The sequence below is a fragment of the Chlamydia caviae GPIC genome (assembly GCF_000007605.1).
GTDB classification, from domain to species: domain Bacteria; phylum Chlamydiota; class Chlamydiia; order Chlamydiales; family Chlamydiaceae; genus Chlamydia; species Chlamydia caviae.
The window spans coordinates 104850-118305 of the sequence record NC_003361.3; the positions used below are offsets into that span (position 1 = coordinate 104850).

Consider the following 13456-nt stretch of genomic DNA (forward strand, 5'->3'; position numbering starts at 1 on the left):
TATGACGAACATTCACCCAACAGCAATTATCGAACCCGGGGCTAAAATCGGAAAGAATGTTGTTATTGAGCCGTATGTTGTTATTAAATCTACGGTGACCCTTTGCGATGATGTAGTTGTTAAATCTTATGCGTATATTGATGGACACACTACTATTGGCAAGGGAACAACGATATGGCCATCCGCAATGATTGGCAATAAACCTCAGGATTTAAAATATCAGGGGGAGAAAACCTATGTTACCATAGGAGAAAATTGCGAGATTCGAGAATTTGCTATTATCACTTCATCTACATTTGAAGGGACGACAGTTTCTATAGGAAATAATTGTCTTATCATGCCTTGGGCGCACGTAGCCCATAACTGCACAATTGGGAATTATGTGATTTTAAGTAATCATGCACAGTTAGCTGGGCATGTTGTCGTCGAGGATTACGCAATTATTGGCGGCATGGTAGGCGTTCATCAATTTGTTCGTATTGGTGCGCACGCTATGGTTGGAGCTTTAAGTGGTATCCGGCGTGACGTTCCTCCGTACACTATAGGTACTGGAAATCCATACCAACTCGGCGGTATCAATAAGGTTGGTCTGCAAAGACGGCAAGTTCCTTTTGAGACGCGTTTAGCTTTGATTAAAGTGTTTAAAAAAGTCTATCGTTCCGAAGACAGCTTCTCTGAATCTTTGTTAGAAGCTCAAGAAGAATACGGCCACATTCCTGAGGTTCAAAATTTTATTCATTTTTGTCAGAACCCAAGTAAGCGTGGTATAGAGCGTGGAGCTGATAAGGATGCTTTGCAAGATGAGAGCGTAGAAAAGGAAGGAGCTCTTGTTGAATCTTAAAGTTATTTATTTCGGCACTCCTCAGTTTGCCGCTACAGTTTTAGAAGATTTATTGCATCATGATGTTAATGTTATAGGGGTTGTTACTCGCGTAGATAAACCTCAAAAACGTTCGTCTCAGCCGATTCCCTCTCCTGTTAAAACACTGGCTTTATCTAAGAATATTCCCCTTTTGCAACCTGAAAAAGCTTCAGATCCACAATTTATTGAACAACTCAAGGCTTTTGAAGCCGATGTGTTTATTGTGGTCGCTTATGGAGCTATCTTGCGTCAGGTAGTTTTAAATATCCCAAAATACGGTTGTTATAATTTACATGCGGGCTTATTGCCTGCGTACCGCGGGGCCGCTCCCATACAACGCTGTATCATGGATGGTGTTACACAGTCTGGAAATACTGTAATTCGTATGGACGCAGGCATGGATACTGGAGATATCGCTGGCGTATCCTATGTCCCTGTAGGCCCTGACATGACAGCAGGAGAACTGGCAGAAGCTCTATCTGCTCAGGGCGGAGAAATTCTAATAAAAACTTTACAGCAAATCTCTGACGGAACAATCTCTCATACGCCTCAGGATTCGTCCAAAGCATCGATAGCTCCTAAGTTATCGAAGGAAGAGGGGTTTGTTCTCTGGAATCATCCTGCTGAAAAGGTATATGCTCAAATACGGGGTGTTACACCGGCTCCTGGAGCCTGGACGCTCTATTCTTATCAAGATAAACCAGCAAAACGTTTGGTTATTCGCAAAGCCTCCTTAGCTTCTAACAAGGGCATTTATGGCAACCCCGGTGATGTTATCGTATCAGATCAGCAAGAGCTTCTTATTGCCTGTGCTGAAGGGGCTATTTGTCTAAAAGAAATCCAGCCCGAAGGTAAGGGAGCAATGGATTCAAAAACTTTTTTGAATGGACATTCTAATCATAAATTGAAATTATCTTTTCAAAACAACTAATTAAAGTTGGATCTTAGTCAAGATAGCTTAGTTTATTAAGTCACCATTGTGTTATAATTGCAGGCTAAAGTAGTTGTCTTTTACTAAAAATCTTTTAATTTTAGAGGAGGTGAATATGACATCTGCAATGCCTCGTGTGGCTAGCCTTGTAGTGGGCAGTAGAAATGTGTTTATGCAAACAGCTATGCAGGGAGCCAAGAAAGGCGATGTAGGCTGCTGCATTAGGCAGTTTGTTACGAATGGAAACAACCATTTAGCACGCTTTGTCGGAAGTACAAAAAATATAGATAAGGCATTTAAGTTTGCTAAATCCGTCTCTGAATTTAGCTGCGGTGTTATTGAAAGCACAGGTGATACAGGACCTGCTCTTCAGATAAGTAAAAACGTTGCATCGACTTTAAGCACGGCTAGAAATGTTGTCGCCTTGTCTAATGTGTTCACTGGTGCGATTCCTGGATTCGTCCTTTCCTCAAAGAATTGCTATAATCATATTAAGAAATGTTTTGCTCCAGAAACTGAGTACGATTGCGGTAGTATTGAGAAAGGCTTGCCTTATAACAAGCTTTATCTCACTAAGGGTGATCATGTGTTGGGTGCGATTAAAGAAGGTTGCTCTGCAGTTGGCGCGGGAACTTACGTTGCAACGTTTGGTGTCAGCCGTCCGGTGCTCTTGGCAAACAAGCTTGCTCACAAGCCTTTCCTCTCTTCAGGAGTGAAGGCAGCATTTTGTAACAGCGTAACCTATATGATGACAGCAAACCACGCTGCAGGGGTTATCGGCGGAGCAGCAGCCTTGCTCTATGAAAACCGTGTATATAAACGCGCTTCTGAGGGATTGTTAGCTTCTAAAATGACAGAGAGTCTGGATTCTGAAGTTTACGATCAAGTGTCTAAAGGCTTGAAAGAGTCGCACTACCAAGCTGTTAAAAAAACAATACTTGGAATTTTAGAAAAAGCATTTGAATTGATCGCTGATATATTCGATTTCATTGCTTTACCAATTACTGCTTCAGTTCGCTTGGCAATAAAAGCGGGATTAGTCACAGTATCCAGTGGTTTCGGTCTTTACAGCGTCTGGGTCAATTCTTAAGAAAAAGATTTGTCAGTTTAAGGCAATGCTGAAGTCGCTTCTAGGTTTTCTAGAAGCGATTTTTTTATTTATTAGCGAACTAAAATTTTATAAGAACTTTTTATCTTTCTCTCATTAAGGTGTTCCCGCTTTTTCTTATTGTAAAAATCTTTCCCCTCTGATAACCTGTCCCTTTATTTTCTTAAGGAAAAGGTTCCTTTTCTTTTTAGGGAATTCTACGAGTAAAAATGCTAAAACGATTTGCCTGGTTGCTCTCACCTGAGTGTGAACAACCATTGTGTTAATGGGTAATTATATGCGATCTCAGCTTAGCTTAATGGGAAAAAAGGAAGGCATGATTCATGTCTTTGACAAAGATGGAAATCTGGTTGCGTGTTCGGTAATTAGCGTGGGTTCCAATGTTGTTACTCAAATAAAAGTTGATTCAACTGATGGTTACAATGCTATTCAGATGGGCGCAAATGAAATCAATGTCCCAGAAAAAACATTAGAAAAACGTATGAACAAGCCTGAACTCGGCCATCTTAAGAAATCGGGGTCGCGTGTTTTTGGTTTGTTAAAAGAAGTTCGCCTTTCCGAAGATGCTATTAATGAAGTTTCTTTAGGAAACGAATTTGGTTTAGAAGTCCTTGAAGATATCTCTTCTGTAGATATTAGCGGTGTTTCTAAGGGTAAAGGGTTCCAAGGGGTCATGAAGAGATTTGGATTCCGTGGAGGTCCTAAAACTCATGGTTCCGGATTCCATCGTCATGCCGGTTCTATAGGAATGCGATCAACTCCTGGACGATGCTTCCCTGGAAGTAAACGTCCTAGTCATATGGGTACTGTCAACGTAACCGTTAAGAATTTAGAAGTGGTAAAAATAGATTTAGAGAAAAAAGTATTACTAGTGAAGGGGGCAATCCCTGGTCCTAGAGGCTCTGTTGTTGTCATCAGACGTTCTTCTAGAGCAAAAGGGTAATACAGAAGAGGTCCTAATGGTTTTATTGTCAAAGTTTGATTTTTCTGGGAATAAGGCAGGAGAGGTTGAATTGCCAGATGCCTTTTTTGTTCAAGAAGGAAATGGGCTTCAATTAGTGAAGGACTATCTTGTGGCTATTCGGGCCAACAAGAGACAGTGGTCTGCGTGTACGAGAAATCGTTCAGAAGTCAGCCATTCTACTAAAAAGCCTTTTAAACAGAAGGGGACAGGAAATGCCCGTCAGGGGTGTTTAGCTTCTCCTCAGTTTCGTGGAGGGGGCGTTGTTTTCGGCCCCAAGCCTAAATTTGATCAACATGTTCGCATTAATAGAAAAGAAAAAAGAGCGGCGATTCGTTTGTTGTTATCTCAAAAGATTCAAACAAATCGATTAATTGTGGCTGATGACAGCGTATTCACAAGTAGTTTAGCTTCTCCAAAGACAAAAGAAGCATTGAGATTTTTAAAATCTTGTAATGTGGAATGTCGTGGGATCCTCTTCATTGATGATTTAGATCATGCTCAAAACAATGAAGGTTTAAGATTAAGTTTGCGTAATTTGTCGGCTGTACGCGGGTTTACGTACGGAATGAATATCAATGGATATGATCTAGCTTCCGCCCGCAATGTAGTGATTTCCGAAAAAGCCCTGAAAGGACTCGCTGGGCATCTTATTTCTGGAACGAAAGATTAAAAGGGAAAATTAGGATATGAAAGATCCTTACGATGTAATCAAACGGCATTATGTAACCGAGAAGGCTAAAACTTTAGAAGGTTTGAGTCTAGGGAATGGTGAGGGTAAAAAGAAAGGCAGTTTCTGCAAGCATCCAAAGTATACATTTGTTGTATCTTGTGATGCTACTAAGCCTTTAATTGCTCAAGCTTTGGAATCTATTTATGCAGATAAAAAAGTAAAAGTTAAAAGTGTAAACACGATATGTGTGAAGCCTCAGCCAGCCCGAATGTTTCGTGGAAAACGAAAAGGAAAGACTGCAGGATTTAAGAAGGCAGTTGTGACCTTCTATGAAGGCCATTCTATCGGGTAATCTATCAGAGGGAAGAAAAACATGTTTAAAAAGTTTAAGCCAGTAACTCCAGGGACTAGACAGTTGGTTCTTCCGGCTTTCGATGAGTTGACCAGACAAGGCGAGTTATCGGGGAAAAAAACTAGAAAAAGTGTACGTCCAAATAAAAAGCTGTCATTTTTCAAAAAAAGTTCAGGTGGCCGTGATAATTTAGGTCACATTTCCTGTCGTCACCGAGGTGGAGGGGTTAAACGCCTGTACCGAGTTATCGATTTTAAACGCAATAAAGATGGTATTGAAGCGAAGGTGGTTTCTGTTGAGTACGATCCAAATCGCTCCGCCTATATTGCTTTATTAAATTATGCTGATGGAGAAAAGCGTTACATCCTTGCTCCAAAAGGCATAAAAAGAGGAGATGAAGTCATCTCCGGAGAAGGTAGCCCGCTCAAATTGGGTTGCTGTATGACTTTAAAAAGCATGCCTTTAGGGTCAACCGTTCATAATATTGAAATGAGACCCAACTCTGGAGGAAAATTAGTAAGATCCGCAGGTTTGGCTGCGCAGGTTATTGCTAAGACTCCAGGATATGTTACATTAAAAATGCCTTCAGGCGAATTTCGCATGTTAAATGAAGGCTGCAAAGCTACTATCGGCGAAGTTTCTAATTCTGATCACAATTTATGTGTTGATGGTAAAGCAGGAAGAAAACGATGGAAAGGCGTTCGCCCAACCGTTCGTGGTACTGCTATGAACCCTGTCGATCACCCTCACGGAGGTGGTGAAGGCCGTCATAATGGTTATATCCCACGCACTCCTTGGGGTAAAGTCACGAAAGGACTAAAAACTCGTGATAAGCGCAAAAGCAATAAGTGGATAGTTAAAGATCGTAGGAAATAGGGATTATGAGTAGATCGTTAAGAAAGGGTCCTTTTGTTGATCACCATCTAATAAAAAAAGTACGTGCTATGAACTTGTTGGAGAAAAAGTCTCCAATTAAAACCTGGTCTCGTCGTTCTATGATTACCCCTGAAATGATTGGACATACATTCGAAGTTCATAACGGGAAGAAGTTTCTAACAGTTTTTGTTTCGGAAACTATGGTAGGACACAAGCTGGGAGAATTTTCTCCAACGAGAATATTTAAAAGTCATCCCGTGAAGAAAGGGTAAGTCTAAAGGAGACATGTCATGTTTAAAGCGACCGCCCGCTACATACGGGTTCAGCCTCGCAAAGCTCGACTAGCTGCCGGGCTTATGAGAAATTTAAGTGTTATGGAAGCTCAGCAGCAGCTGAATTTTTCTCAGCTAAAAGCTGGAAGATGTTTGAAGAAAGTTTTAGACAGCGCTGTAGCTAATGCTGTGCTCAATGAGAATGTAAAACGTGAGCAATTGAGCGTTATCGAAGTCAGAGTGGATGCAGGTCCTGTATATAAGCGAGCTAAATCTAAAAGTCGGGGAGGACGATCCCCAATTTTAAAACGCACCAGTCACTTAACTGTTATTGTTGGTGAGAAGGAGCGGTAGGAGAAATTATGGGTCAGAAAGGATGTCCAATCGGTTTTCGTACAGCTGTTACTAAAAAATGGCGTTCCCTGTGGTACGGAAACAAACAAGAGTTTGGTAAATTTCTTATCGAAGATGTGAAAATTCGAGAACATTTAAGAAAAAAACCTTCTTGTCAAGGGGCTGCGGGCTTTATTGTAAGACGTATGAGCGGTAAAATTGAAGTTACAATTCAAACAGCTCGCCCAGGACTAGTTATCGGGAAAAAAGGGGCAGAGGTAGATCTTTTAAAAGAAGAGCTAAGAAAGCTTACTGGTAAAGAAGTTTGGGTAGAAATCGCAGAAATTAAACGCCCTGAATTGAATGCAAAACTAGTTGCAGACAATATCGCCAGACAAATCGAGCGTCGAGTTTCCTTTAGACGCGCTATGAAAAAGGCTATGCAGTCCGTTATGGATGCCGGCGCTATTGGTGTTAAGATACAGGTTTCTGGAAGATTGGCAGGCGCTGAGATTGCCCGTTCTGAATGGTATAAAAATGGCCGCGTTCCTCTGCATACATTGAGAGCTGATATTGATTACGCCACAGCATCTGCAGAGACTACTTACGGAATTATCGGTGTAAAAGTTTGGATTAATCTTGGTGAAAAAACCTCTACAGCTAATGCTAATACTGGCGCTACGGCACCAGCTGCACAATAGTTGTAAACAAGTGTGTGTGAATTATTATGTTGATGCCTAAACGAACAAAATTTCGCAAACAGCAAAAAGGTCAATTTGCTGGCCTAAGCAAGGGGGCTACTTTTGTTGACTTTGGCGAGTTTGGAATGCAGACCTTGGAAAGAGGTTGGGTAACTAGCCGGCAAATAGAAGCTTGCAGGGTTGCTATCAATAGATATTTAAAACGTAAGGGAAAAGTTTGGATCCGTGTTTTCCCAGATAAAAGTGTGACTAAGAAACCTGCTGAAACTCGTATGGGTAAAGGTAAAGGAGCTCCAGATCATTGGGTGGCGGTAGTTCGTCCAGGAAGAATTCTTTTTGAAGTGGCTAACGTTTCCAGAGAAGATGCTCAGGATGCCTTGAGAAGAGCAGCGGCAAAATTAGGAATAAGAACACGTTTTGTAAAGCGGGTTGAAAGGGTATAAGTAATATGGCAGCGAAGAAAAAGTTATTAGCTGAGCTTAGAGAGAAAAGTCTAGTTGAGCTAGATGCGTTTATCCATGAAAATAAGAAAGCTCTCTTTTCTTTAAGAGCCGAGGCTGCTTTACAAAATAAAGTAGTCAAGAAGCACTTGTTCTCTATGTACAAGAAAAACATAGCTCGATCTATGACGGTCATGCAAGAAAAAGAGGGAAAAATCGATGGCTAGTGAAGAAAGAGGCCTTAGAAAAACCAAAGTTGGTGTTGTTGTCTCGTCAAAAATGGATAAAACCGTAGTTGTTCGAGTAGAAAGAATATACTCCCATCCTCAGTACGCTAAAGTTGTTAGAGACTCTAAAAAATACTACGCGCATAATGGTTTAGATGTTTCTGAAGGCGATAAAGTTAAAATTCAAGAAACACGACCAATCTCTAAATTGAAAAGATGGCGTGTTGTTGAGCGTGTAAGTTAGTTTGGTAGATTAGCAACATTGGGTAGATGCAGTTATGATTCAGCAAGAAAGTCAGTTAAAAGTTGCCGATAATACCGGGGCTAAAAAAGTAAAGTGTTTTAAGGTTTTAGGCGGATCTCGAAGACGTTACGCTACAGTGGGTGATATCATTGTATGCTCGGTTAGAGATGTAGAACCCGATAGCTCTATCAAAAAGGGTGATGTGGTTAAAGCTGTAATTGTTAGAACACGACGCGATATTCTTAGAAAAGATGGTTCTTCTTTGAGATTCGATACTAATAGCTGTGTAATTATCGATGAGAAAGGAAATCCCAAAGGAACACGAATTTTTGGTCCGATCGCTCGAGAGATTCGGGATCGTGGCTTTGTGAAAATTAGTTCTTTGGCTCCTGAGGTGATTTAAGGATAAGAAAAGATATGAAAAGATATAGTGTTTGTGTTGGCGACACGGTTTATGTGTTGGCCGGGAACGACAAGGGAAAGCAAGGTAAAGTTTTATCTTGTCTTAGAGAAAAAAACAAAGTGGTCGTTGAAGGAGTCAACGTTCGTACGAAAAATATCAAGCGTAGTCAAGAAAATCCTAAAGGTAAAAGGATTAGTATTGAAGCTCCGATACATGTTTCTAACGTACGTTTAAGTATAGACGGTGCTCCAGCAAAACTTTCTGTCAAGGTTACTGAAAACGGACGAGAGTTGTGGAACAAGTCTCCTGATGGCACTTCTAAACTATATCGTTCTGTGAAAGAGAGAAAAGGTTAATATGAGCAGGTTAAAAAAACTATATACTGAAGAGATCCGAAAGTCCCTCCAAGAAAAGTTTGGGTATGGAAATACCATGCAAATCCCTGTTCTTAGAAAAATTGTCATAAGCATGGGTCTTGCTGAGGCAGCTAAAGATAAGAACCTTTTCCAGGCTCATTTAGAAGAACTTTCCATGATTTCCGGACAAAAACCTTTGGTAACAAAGGCTAGAAATTCTATCGCCGGTTTTAAACTTCGTGAAGGACAAGGCATTGGAGCTAAGGTAACTTTACGAGGCCAGCGCATGTACGATTTTATGGATCGTTTTTGCAATATAGTCTCTCCTAGAATTCGCGACTTCCGCGGTTTTTCAATGAAAGGAGATGGACGCGGATGTTATTCATTGGGATTAGATGATCAGCAGATTTTCCCTGAAATAGATTTAGATCGCGTTAAGAGAACTCAAGGAATGAACATTACTTGGGTAACTACAGCACAAACAGATGTTGAATGCACTACTCTTTTAGAGTTGATGGGTTTGCGCTTTAAGAAGGCTCAATAGGGGAGATACAAGATCAGAATGGGCATGACAAGTGATACTATAGCCGATTTATTAACACGAATCCGAAATGCTTTGAAAGCAGAGCATTTGTATGTGGATTTGGAGCATAGCAAGATGCGTGAAGCGATTGTGAGAATCCTGAAGCAACATGGGTTTTTAGCTCATTATTTAGTGAAGGAAGAGAATCGTAAACGCACAATGCGTATCTTTTTACAATATAGCAATGACCGCAGGCCTGTGATACGCCAATTAAAGCGAGTTTCTAAACCTTCTAGAAGGGTTTATGTTCCTGCAGCAAAAATCCCTTATGTTTTCGGAAATATGGGTATTTCCGTTCTCTCTACATCTCAAGGGGTGTTAGATGGAGCAACAGCTAGGGCTAAAAATATTGGCGGCGAACTACTCTGTTTAGTTTGGTAACAGGATAAAAGAATTTATAGGACGGTAAGGAATGTCTCGTAAAGCTCGAGACCCTATTGTGCTCCCTCAAGGAGTAGAGGTCTCCATTCAAAATAATGAAATCTTAGTAAAAGGTCCTAAGGGCTCTTTAAAACAAGTATTGGCTCCAGAAGTGGTTGTCGACATCAAAGATAGGGAAGTTTTTGTTCATGCTGCTCCCCATGTTGTTGATAGACCAAGTCGTATGCAAGGTTTGTTTTGGGCATTGATTTCTAATATGGTTCAAGGAGTCAATACAGGATTTGAAAAGCGATTAGAAATGATTGGGGTCGGTTTTAGAGCTGCTGTTCAAGGCTCCGTTTTAGATTTATCGATTGGAGTATCTCATCCTACGAAAATGCCTATTCCCGCAGAGCTTCAAGTTAGTGTTGAAAAGAACACTTTGATTTCAGTGAAGGGAATCAATAAGCAGCTAGTCGGAGAATTTGCTGCTAGTATCCGTGCTAAACGTCGTCCTGAACCTTATAAAGGTAAAGGTATCCGCTATGAAAATGAGTATGTCCGTCGTAAGGCAGGAAAAGCGGCAAAAACAGGTAAGAAATAGTGTAGTAAGGCAGAGTTAGGTTATGGAAAATTCGTTATTCAAGAAGTCTGAAAAGAAAGTTCATAGGGCTTTAAGAGTGCGTAAAGTCTTAAGAGGCTCTTCTTTAAAGCCTCGTTTGTGTGTTGTGAAGACCAACAAACATATCTATGTGCAATTAATTGATGATTCTATTGGCAAGACTTTGGCTTCTGTCTCAACTATGGCGAAATCAAATAAAGCTTCCGGATTAATTAAAAAAAATCAAGACGTTGCTAAAACGTTGGGAACCCAAATTGCCGAGATAGGGAAAAGTCTTCAAGTAGATCGAGTTGTTTTCGATCGTGGCCCTTTCAAATATCATGGAATTATTGCCATGGTTGCTGATGGAGCTAGAGAAGGCGGATTACAGTTTTAATGAAGGTTTAAAGAGATGACGTTATCAAAGAATTCTCACAAAGAAGATCAGCTAGAGGAGAAAGTTCTTGTTGTCAATCGTTGTTCGAAAGTAGTCAAGGGCGGTCGTAAATTTAGTTTTTCCGCGCTTATTTTAGTGGGTGACGGTAAGGGACGCTTGGGCTACGGTTTTGCCAAAGCAAACGAATTAACAGATGCTATTCGCAAAGGCGGAGAAGCTGCCAGAAAGAATCTAATTACTATTGAATCTTTGGAAAGTGGTTCTATTCCTCATGAAGTTTTAGTTGATCAGGATGGAGCTCAGTTGCTTTTGAAGCCTGCTAAGTCAGGAACTGGAATTGTGGCAGGTTCTCGTATTCGTTTGATTTTAGAAATGGCTGGAGTCAAAAATATTGTTGCCAAAAGTTTAGGCTCAAATAACCCAATGAACCAAGTAAAAGCTGCTTTTAAAGCTCTCTTGAGTCTTTCTAGCAGGAAAGACGTTTTGCAAAGGAGAAGAGTGACACATGATTAAATTAGAATCGTTACAAGATCCTTCACCACGTAAAAGAAGAACAAAATTATTAGGACGCGGTCCTAGTTCTGGTCATGGCAAAACAAGTTGCCGAGGCCATAAAGGAGATGGAAGCCGTTCTGGTTATAAGCGTAGATTTGGTTATGAAGGGGGCGGAGTGCCTCTTTATAGAAGAGTCCCTACGAGAGGATTTTCTCATAAGCGTTTCGATAAATGCGTAGAAGAAATTACTACTCAACGTTTGAATGTTTTATTCAATGAAGGGGAAGAAATTACTTTGGATGCTTTGAAGGAAAAAAGAGCTATAGATAAGCATGCGATTAGAGTAAAAGTAATTGTTAAAGGCGAATTAGAGAAAACGTTTATCTGGAAGGACGCTAATGTAGTATTGTCTCAAGGAGTACGAAACCTTATTGGTGTTGCTTAAAGATAAAAATTTTCAGGCCTGACTATGACAACTTTACGACAGATATTTTCCATTGCTGAGCTAAGAAAAAAGTTATTTTTTACTTTTGCTTTACTTGCGGCCTGCCGAGTTGGTGTGTTCATTCCTGTTCCAGGAATTAACGGGGAACGCGCCGTAGCTTATTTCAAACAATTACTAGGTTCTAGTCAGAACTTATTTCAGTTAGCTGATATATTTTCTGGAGGAGCCTTTGCGCAAATGACAGTGATTGCGTTAGGCGTGGTGCCGTATATTTCGGCATCCATCATAGTGCAACTTCTTTTAGTGTTTATGCCCTCAATACAGAGGGAGATGCGCGAAAGTCCTGACCAAGGGAAAAGAAAGATTGGTAGGATGACTCGTCTATTTACAGTTGGCTTAGCATTTATTCAGTCTCTGCTCTTTGCTAAGTTTGCTTTAAAGATGAATATGTCTATTCCTGGTATTGTTCTTCCAACCCTATTGTCCTCCAAATTATTTGGAGCTCCTTGGATCTTTTACATGACAACAGTTGTTGTTATGACAACAGGAACATTGTTGCTAATGTGGATAGGCGAACAAATTTCTGATAAGGGGATTGGTAATGGCGTTAGCTTAATTATCAGTCTTGGGATTTTAGCTTCCTTCCCATCTGTTTTGGGATCCATAGTGAATAAGCTAAATCTTGGTTCTCAAGACCCTTCACAACTAGGTTTGTTCTCGCTCCTCTTGTTGTGCTTTATTTTTGTATTTGTTCTCGTCACAACAATATTAATTATTGAAGGTGTGAGAAAAATTCCTGTGCAATATGCACGTAGAGTAATTGGTAGGAGAGAAATCCCCGGAGGAGGATCCTATTTGCCGCTGAAGGTAAACTATGCGGGCGTTATACCTGTTATTTTTGCTTCGTCCTTGCTGATGTTTCCTGCGACTATAGGGCAGTTCATGTCCTCGGATTCTTCATGGCTTAAGCGCATTGCTATGATGTTATCCCCAGGTAGCTGGGTATATTCCTCATGTTATGTTCTGCTTATAATATTTTTTACTTATTTCTGGACTGCAACCCAGTTCCACCCGGAACAAATTGCTTCTGAAATGAAAAAGAATAACGCCTTTATTCCTGGAATTCGACAAGGGAAGCCTACACAAACATATTTAGAATACACCATGAACCGCGTCACTTTATTAGGGGCGGTCTTCTTAGCTGTTATTGCTATTTTACCATCTATTTTAGGACGCGTTCTTCATGTAGATGCTAATGTAAGTTATTTTTTAGGCGGCACAGCAATGTTGATCGTAGTTGGTGTGGTTTTAGATACGATGAAACAAGTGGATGCCTTTTTGCTTATGCGTCGGTACGATAGTTTTTTGAAAAAAGATCGTTCCAAAGGAAGGCATTGAAAAATAACAATTTTTGACCTAAGATGCTTATACTACTTTAAGGGAGGCCCTACGTATGCCACGCATCATTGGAATTGATATTCCTGCGAAGAAAAAATTAAAAATAAGTCTTACATATATTTATGGAATAGGGCCAGCTCTTTCTGAAGAGATTATTGCGAAATTGCAATTGAATCCTGAAGCTAGGGCTGTTGAATTGACGGAGGAAGAAATAGGCCGCCTCAATTCCCTCCTACAATCAGAATATGTAGTTGAAGGGGACTTGCGACGTCGTGTGCAGTCGGATATTAAAAGATTGATCTCTATACACGCCTATCGTGGACAAAGACATCGTCTTTCATTGCCTGTTAGAGGACAGAGAACAAAAACAAATTCTCGAACACGTAAAGGCAAGCGTAAAACAGTCGCAGGTAAGAAGAAATAATTTTTTTAGGAGAA

The 13456-nt window shown here is 40.5% G+C and carries 23 protein-coding genes; all 23 read left to right on the forward strand.

Going from position 1 to position 13456, the window contains the following annotated elements; genetic code table 11:
- Position 1: 1 nt before the first annotated feature.
- The 23 genes from lpxA (at position 2) to rpsM (ending at position 13442) form a co-directional block, all read left to right on the forward strand.
- A complete protein-coding gene (gene lpxA / locus CCA_RS00480) occupies positions 2-841 on the forward strand; it encodes an acyl-ACP--UDP-N-acetylglucosamine O-acyltransferase (RefSeq protein ID WP_011006063.1) in 840 nt (279 codons plus the stop codon).
- Positions 831-1793 (forward strand): methionyl-tRNA formyltransferase, encoded by a 963-nt coding sequence (gene fmt / locus CCA_RS00485; RefSeq protein WP_041462192.1) that lies wholly within the window; start codon positions 831-833, stop codon positions 1791-1793. Before lpxA ends, fmt begins: the two co-directional genes overlap by 11 nt.
- Before the next feature lie 115 nt (positions 1794-1908).
- The gene (locus tag CCA_RS00490; RefSeq protein ID WP_011006065.1) at positions 1909-2883 is read left to right on the forward strand and encodes a hypothetical protein; all 975 of its coding nucleotides are present in this window, start codon (positions 1909-1911) and stop codon (positions 2881-2883) included.
- A 295-nt stretch (positions 2884-3178) separates the two neighbouring features.
- Positions 3179-3844 carry a 50S ribosomal protein L3 gene (gene rplC, locus CCA_RS00495; RefSeq protein WP_011006066.1) on the forward strand — a complete coding sequence of 222 codons (666 nt, stop codon included), beginning with the start codon at positions 3179-3181 and terminating at the stop codon, positions 3842-3844.
- 16 nt (positions 3845-3860) lie between these two features.
- Positions 3861-4535 (forward strand): 50S ribosomal protein L4, encoded by a 675-nt coding sequence (rplD, locus tag CCA_RS00500; protein ID WP_011006067.1) that lies wholly within the window; start codon positions 3861-3863, stop codon positions 4533-4535.
- Positions 4536-4551: 16 nt separating this feature from the next.
- Entirely contained in the window at positions 4552-4887 is a 336-nt protein-coding gene (locus tag CCA_RS00505; protein WP_011006068.1) for a 50S ribosomal protein L23, read from the forward strand.
- A 21-nt stretch (positions 4888-4908) separates the two neighbouring features.
- Complete coding sequence (gene rplB / locus CCA_RS00510) at positions 4909-5763, forward strand: 50S ribosomal protein L2 (protein ID WP_011006069.1); 855 nt, start codon at positions 4909-4911, stop codon at positions 5761-5763.
- A 5-nt stretch (positions 5764-5768) separates the two neighbouring features.
- Entirely contained in the window at positions 5769-6035 is a 267-nt protein-coding gene (gene rpsS / locus CCA_RS00515) for a 30S ribosomal protein S19 (protein ID WP_011006070.1), read from the forward strand.
- A gap of 18 nt (positions 6036-6053) precedes the next feature.
- On the forward strand, positions 6054-6389 hold the full coding sequence (gene rplV / locus CCA_RS00520) for a 50S ribosomal protein L22 (protein WP_011006071.1): 336 nt from the start codon (positions 6054-6056) through the stop codon (positions 6387-6389).
- 8 nt (positions 6390-6397) lie between these two features.
- The gene (rpsC, locus tag CCA_RS00525; protein ID WP_011006072.1) at positions 6398-7069 is read left to right on the forward strand and encodes a 30S ribosomal protein S3; all 672 of its coding nucleotides are present in this window, start codon (positions 6398-6400) and stop codon (positions 7067-7069) included.
- Positions 7070-7095: 26 nt separating this feature from the next.
- The gene (rplP, locus tag CCA_RS00530; RefSeq protein WP_011006073.1) at positions 7096-7512 is read left to right on the forward strand and encodes a 50S ribosomal protein L16; all 417 of its coding nucleotides are present in this window, start codon (positions 7096-7098) and stop codon (positions 7510-7512) included.
- A 5-nt stretch (positions 7513-7517) separates the two neighbouring features.
- Positions 7518-7736, forward strand: a complete 219-nt coding sequence (gene rpmC, locus CCA_RS00535; protein ID WP_011006074.1) for a 50S ribosomal protein L29 — start codon at positions 7518-7520, stop codon at positions 7734-7736.
- Complete coding sequence (rpsQ, locus tag CCA_RS00540; protein ID WP_011006075.1) at positions 7729-7980, forward strand: 30S ribosomal protein S17; 252 nt, start codon at positions 7729-7731, stop codon at positions 7978-7980. Before rpmC ends, rpsQ begins: the two co-directional genes overlap by 8 nt.
- Before the next feature lie 34 nt (positions 7981-8014).
- The gene (gene rplN, locus CCA_RS00545; protein WP_011006076.1) at positions 8015-8383 is read left to right on the forward strand and encodes a 50S ribosomal protein L14; all 369 of its coding nucleotides are present in this window, start codon (positions 8015-8017) and stop codon (positions 8381-8383) included.
- A gap of 14 nt (positions 8384-8397) precedes the next feature.
- The gene (gene rplX / locus CCA_RS00550; RefSeq protein WP_011006077.1) at positions 8398-8739 is read left to right on the forward strand and encodes a 50S ribosomal protein L24; all 342 of its coding nucleotides are present in this window, start codon (positions 8398-8400) and stop codon (positions 8737-8739) included.
- Between the two features lies 1 nt (position 8740).
- Complete coding sequence (gene rplE, locus CCA_RS00555) at positions 8741-9283, forward strand: 50S ribosomal protein L5 (RefSeq protein WP_011006078.1); 543 nt, start codon at positions 8741-8743, stop codon at positions 9281-9283.
- An 18-nt stretch (positions 9284-9301) separates the two neighbouring features.
- Entirely contained in the window at positions 9302-9703 is a 402-nt protein-coding gene (gene rpsH / locus CCA_RS00560; RefSeq protein ID WP_011006079.1) for a 30S ribosomal protein S8, read from the forward strand.
- Positions 9704-9734: 31 nt separating this feature from the next.
- Positions 9735-10286 carry a 50S ribosomal protein L6 gene (gene rplF / locus CCA_RS00565; RefSeq protein ID WP_011006080.1) on the forward strand — a complete coding sequence of 184 codons (552 nt, stop codon included), beginning with the start codon at positions 9735-9737 and terminating at the stop codon, positions 10284-10286.
- 22 nt (positions 10287-10308) lie between these two features.
- Positions 10309-10680 carry a 50S ribosomal protein L18 gene (rplR, locus tag CCA_RS00570; protein ID WP_011006081.1) on the forward strand — a complete coding sequence of 124 codons (372 nt, stop codon included), beginning with the start codon at positions 10309-10311 and terminating at the stop codon, positions 10678-10680.
- Between the two features lie 15 nt (positions 10681-10695).
- Positions 10696-11193: a 30S ribosomal protein S5 gene (rpsE, locus tag CCA_RS00575; protein WP_011006082.1), complete on the forward strand. Its 498-nt coding sequence runs from the start codon at positions 10696-10698 to the stop codon at positions 11191-11193.
- Complete coding sequence (gene rplO, locus CCA_RS00580) at positions 11186-11620, forward strand: 50S ribosomal protein L15 (RefSeq protein WP_011006083.1); 435 nt, start codon at positions 11186-11188, stop codon at positions 11618-11620. The genes rpsE and rplO overlap by 8 nt, the downstream gene beginning before the upstream one ends.
- Positions 11621-11644: 24 nt before the next feature.
- On the forward strand, positions 11645-13018 hold the full coding sequence (secY, locus tag CCA_RS00585) for a preprotein translocase subunit SecY (protein WP_011006084.1): 1374 nt from the start codon (positions 11645-11647) through the stop codon (positions 13016-13018).
- 55 nt (positions 13019-13073) lie between these two features.
- Entirely contained in the window at positions 13074-13442 is a 369-nt protein-coding gene (gene rpsM / locus CCA_RS00590) for a 30S ribosomal protein S13 (RefSeq protein ID WP_011006085.1), read from the forward strand.
- Positions 13443-13456: the final 14 nt, after the last annotated feature.

Coding starts and splice junctions, on each gene's coding strand:
- rplE (WP_011006078.1), top strand. CDS start 8,741: ATGAGCAGGTTAAAAAAACTATATACTGAAGAGATCCGAAAGTCCCTC.
- rplF (WP_011006080.1), top strand. CDS start 9,735: ATGTCTCGTAAAGCTCGAGACCCTATTGTGCTCCCTCAAGGAGTAGAG.
- CCA_RS00505 (WP_011006068.1), top strand. CDS start 4,552: ATGAAAGATCCTTACGATGTAATCAAACGGCATTATGTAACCGAGAAG.
- rpsC (WP_011006072.1), top strand. CDS start 6,398: ATGGGTCAGAAAGGATGTCCAATCGGTTTTCGTACAGCTGTTACTAAA.
- CCA_RS00490 (WP_011006065.1), top strand. CDS start 1,909: ATGACATCTGCAATGCCTCGTGTGGCTAGCCTTGTAGTGGGCAGTAGA.
- rpsQ (WP_011006075.1), top strand. CDS start 7,729: ATGGCTAGTGAAGAAAGAGGCCTTAGAAAAACCAAAGTTGGTGTTGTT.
- secY (WP_011006084.1), top strand. CDS start 11,645: ATGACAACTTTACGACAGATATTTTCCATTGCTGAGCTAAGAAAAAAG.
- rplX (WP_011006077.1), top strand. CDS start 8,398: ATGAAAAGATATAGTGTTTGTGTTGGCGACACGGTTTATGTGTTGGCC.
- rpsM (WP_011006085.1), top strand. CDS start 13,074: ATGCCACGCATCATTGGAATTGATATTCCTGCGAAGAAAAAATTAAAA.
- rpsE (WP_011006082.1), top strand. CDS start 10,696: ATGACGTTATCAAAGAATTCTCACAAAGAAGATCAGCTAGAGGAGAAA.
- rplD (WP_011006067.1), top strand. CDS start 3,861: ATGGTTTTATTGTCAAAGTTTGATTTTTCTGGGAATAAGGCAGGAGAG.
- rplN (WP_011006076.1), top strand. CDS start 8,015: ATGATTCAGCAAGAAAGTCAGTTAAAAGTTGCCGATAATACCGGGGCT.
- rplO (WP_011006083.1), top strand. CDS start 11,186: ATGATTAAATTAGAATCGTTACAAGATCCTTCACCACGTAAAAGAAGA.
- rplP (WP_011006073.1), top strand. CDS start 7,096: ATGTTGATGCCTAAACGAACAAAATTTCGCAAACAGCAAAAAGGTCAA.
- rpmC (WP_011006074.1), top strand. CDS start 7,518: ATGGCAGCGAAGAAAAAGTTATTAGCTGAGCTTAGAGAGAAAAGTCTA.
- rpsH (WP_011006079.1), top strand. CDS start 9,302: ATGGGCATGACAAGTGATACTATAGCCGATTTATTAACACGAATCCGA.
- rplC (WP_011006066.1), top strand. CDS start 3,179: ATGCGATCTCAGCTTAGCTTAATGGGAAAAAAGGAAGGCATGATTCAT.
- rplR (WP_011006081.1), top strand. CDS start 10,309: ATGGAAAATTCGTTATTCAAGAAGTCTGAAAAGAAAGTTCATAGGGCT.
- lpxA (WP_011006063.1), top strand. CDS start 2: ATGACGAACATTCACCCAACAGCAATTATCGAACCCGGGGCTAAAATC.
- rplV (WP_011006071.1), top strand. CDS start 6,054: ATGTTTAAAGCGACCGCCCGCTACATACGGGTTCAGCCTCGCAAAGCT.
- rplB (WP_011006069.1), top strand. CDS start 4,909: ATGTTTAAAAAGTTTAAGCCAGTAACTCCAGGGACTAGACAGTTGGTT.
- rpsS (WP_011006070.1), top strand. CDS start 5,769: ATGAGTAGATCGTTAAGAAAGGGTCCTTTTGTTGATCACCATCTAATA.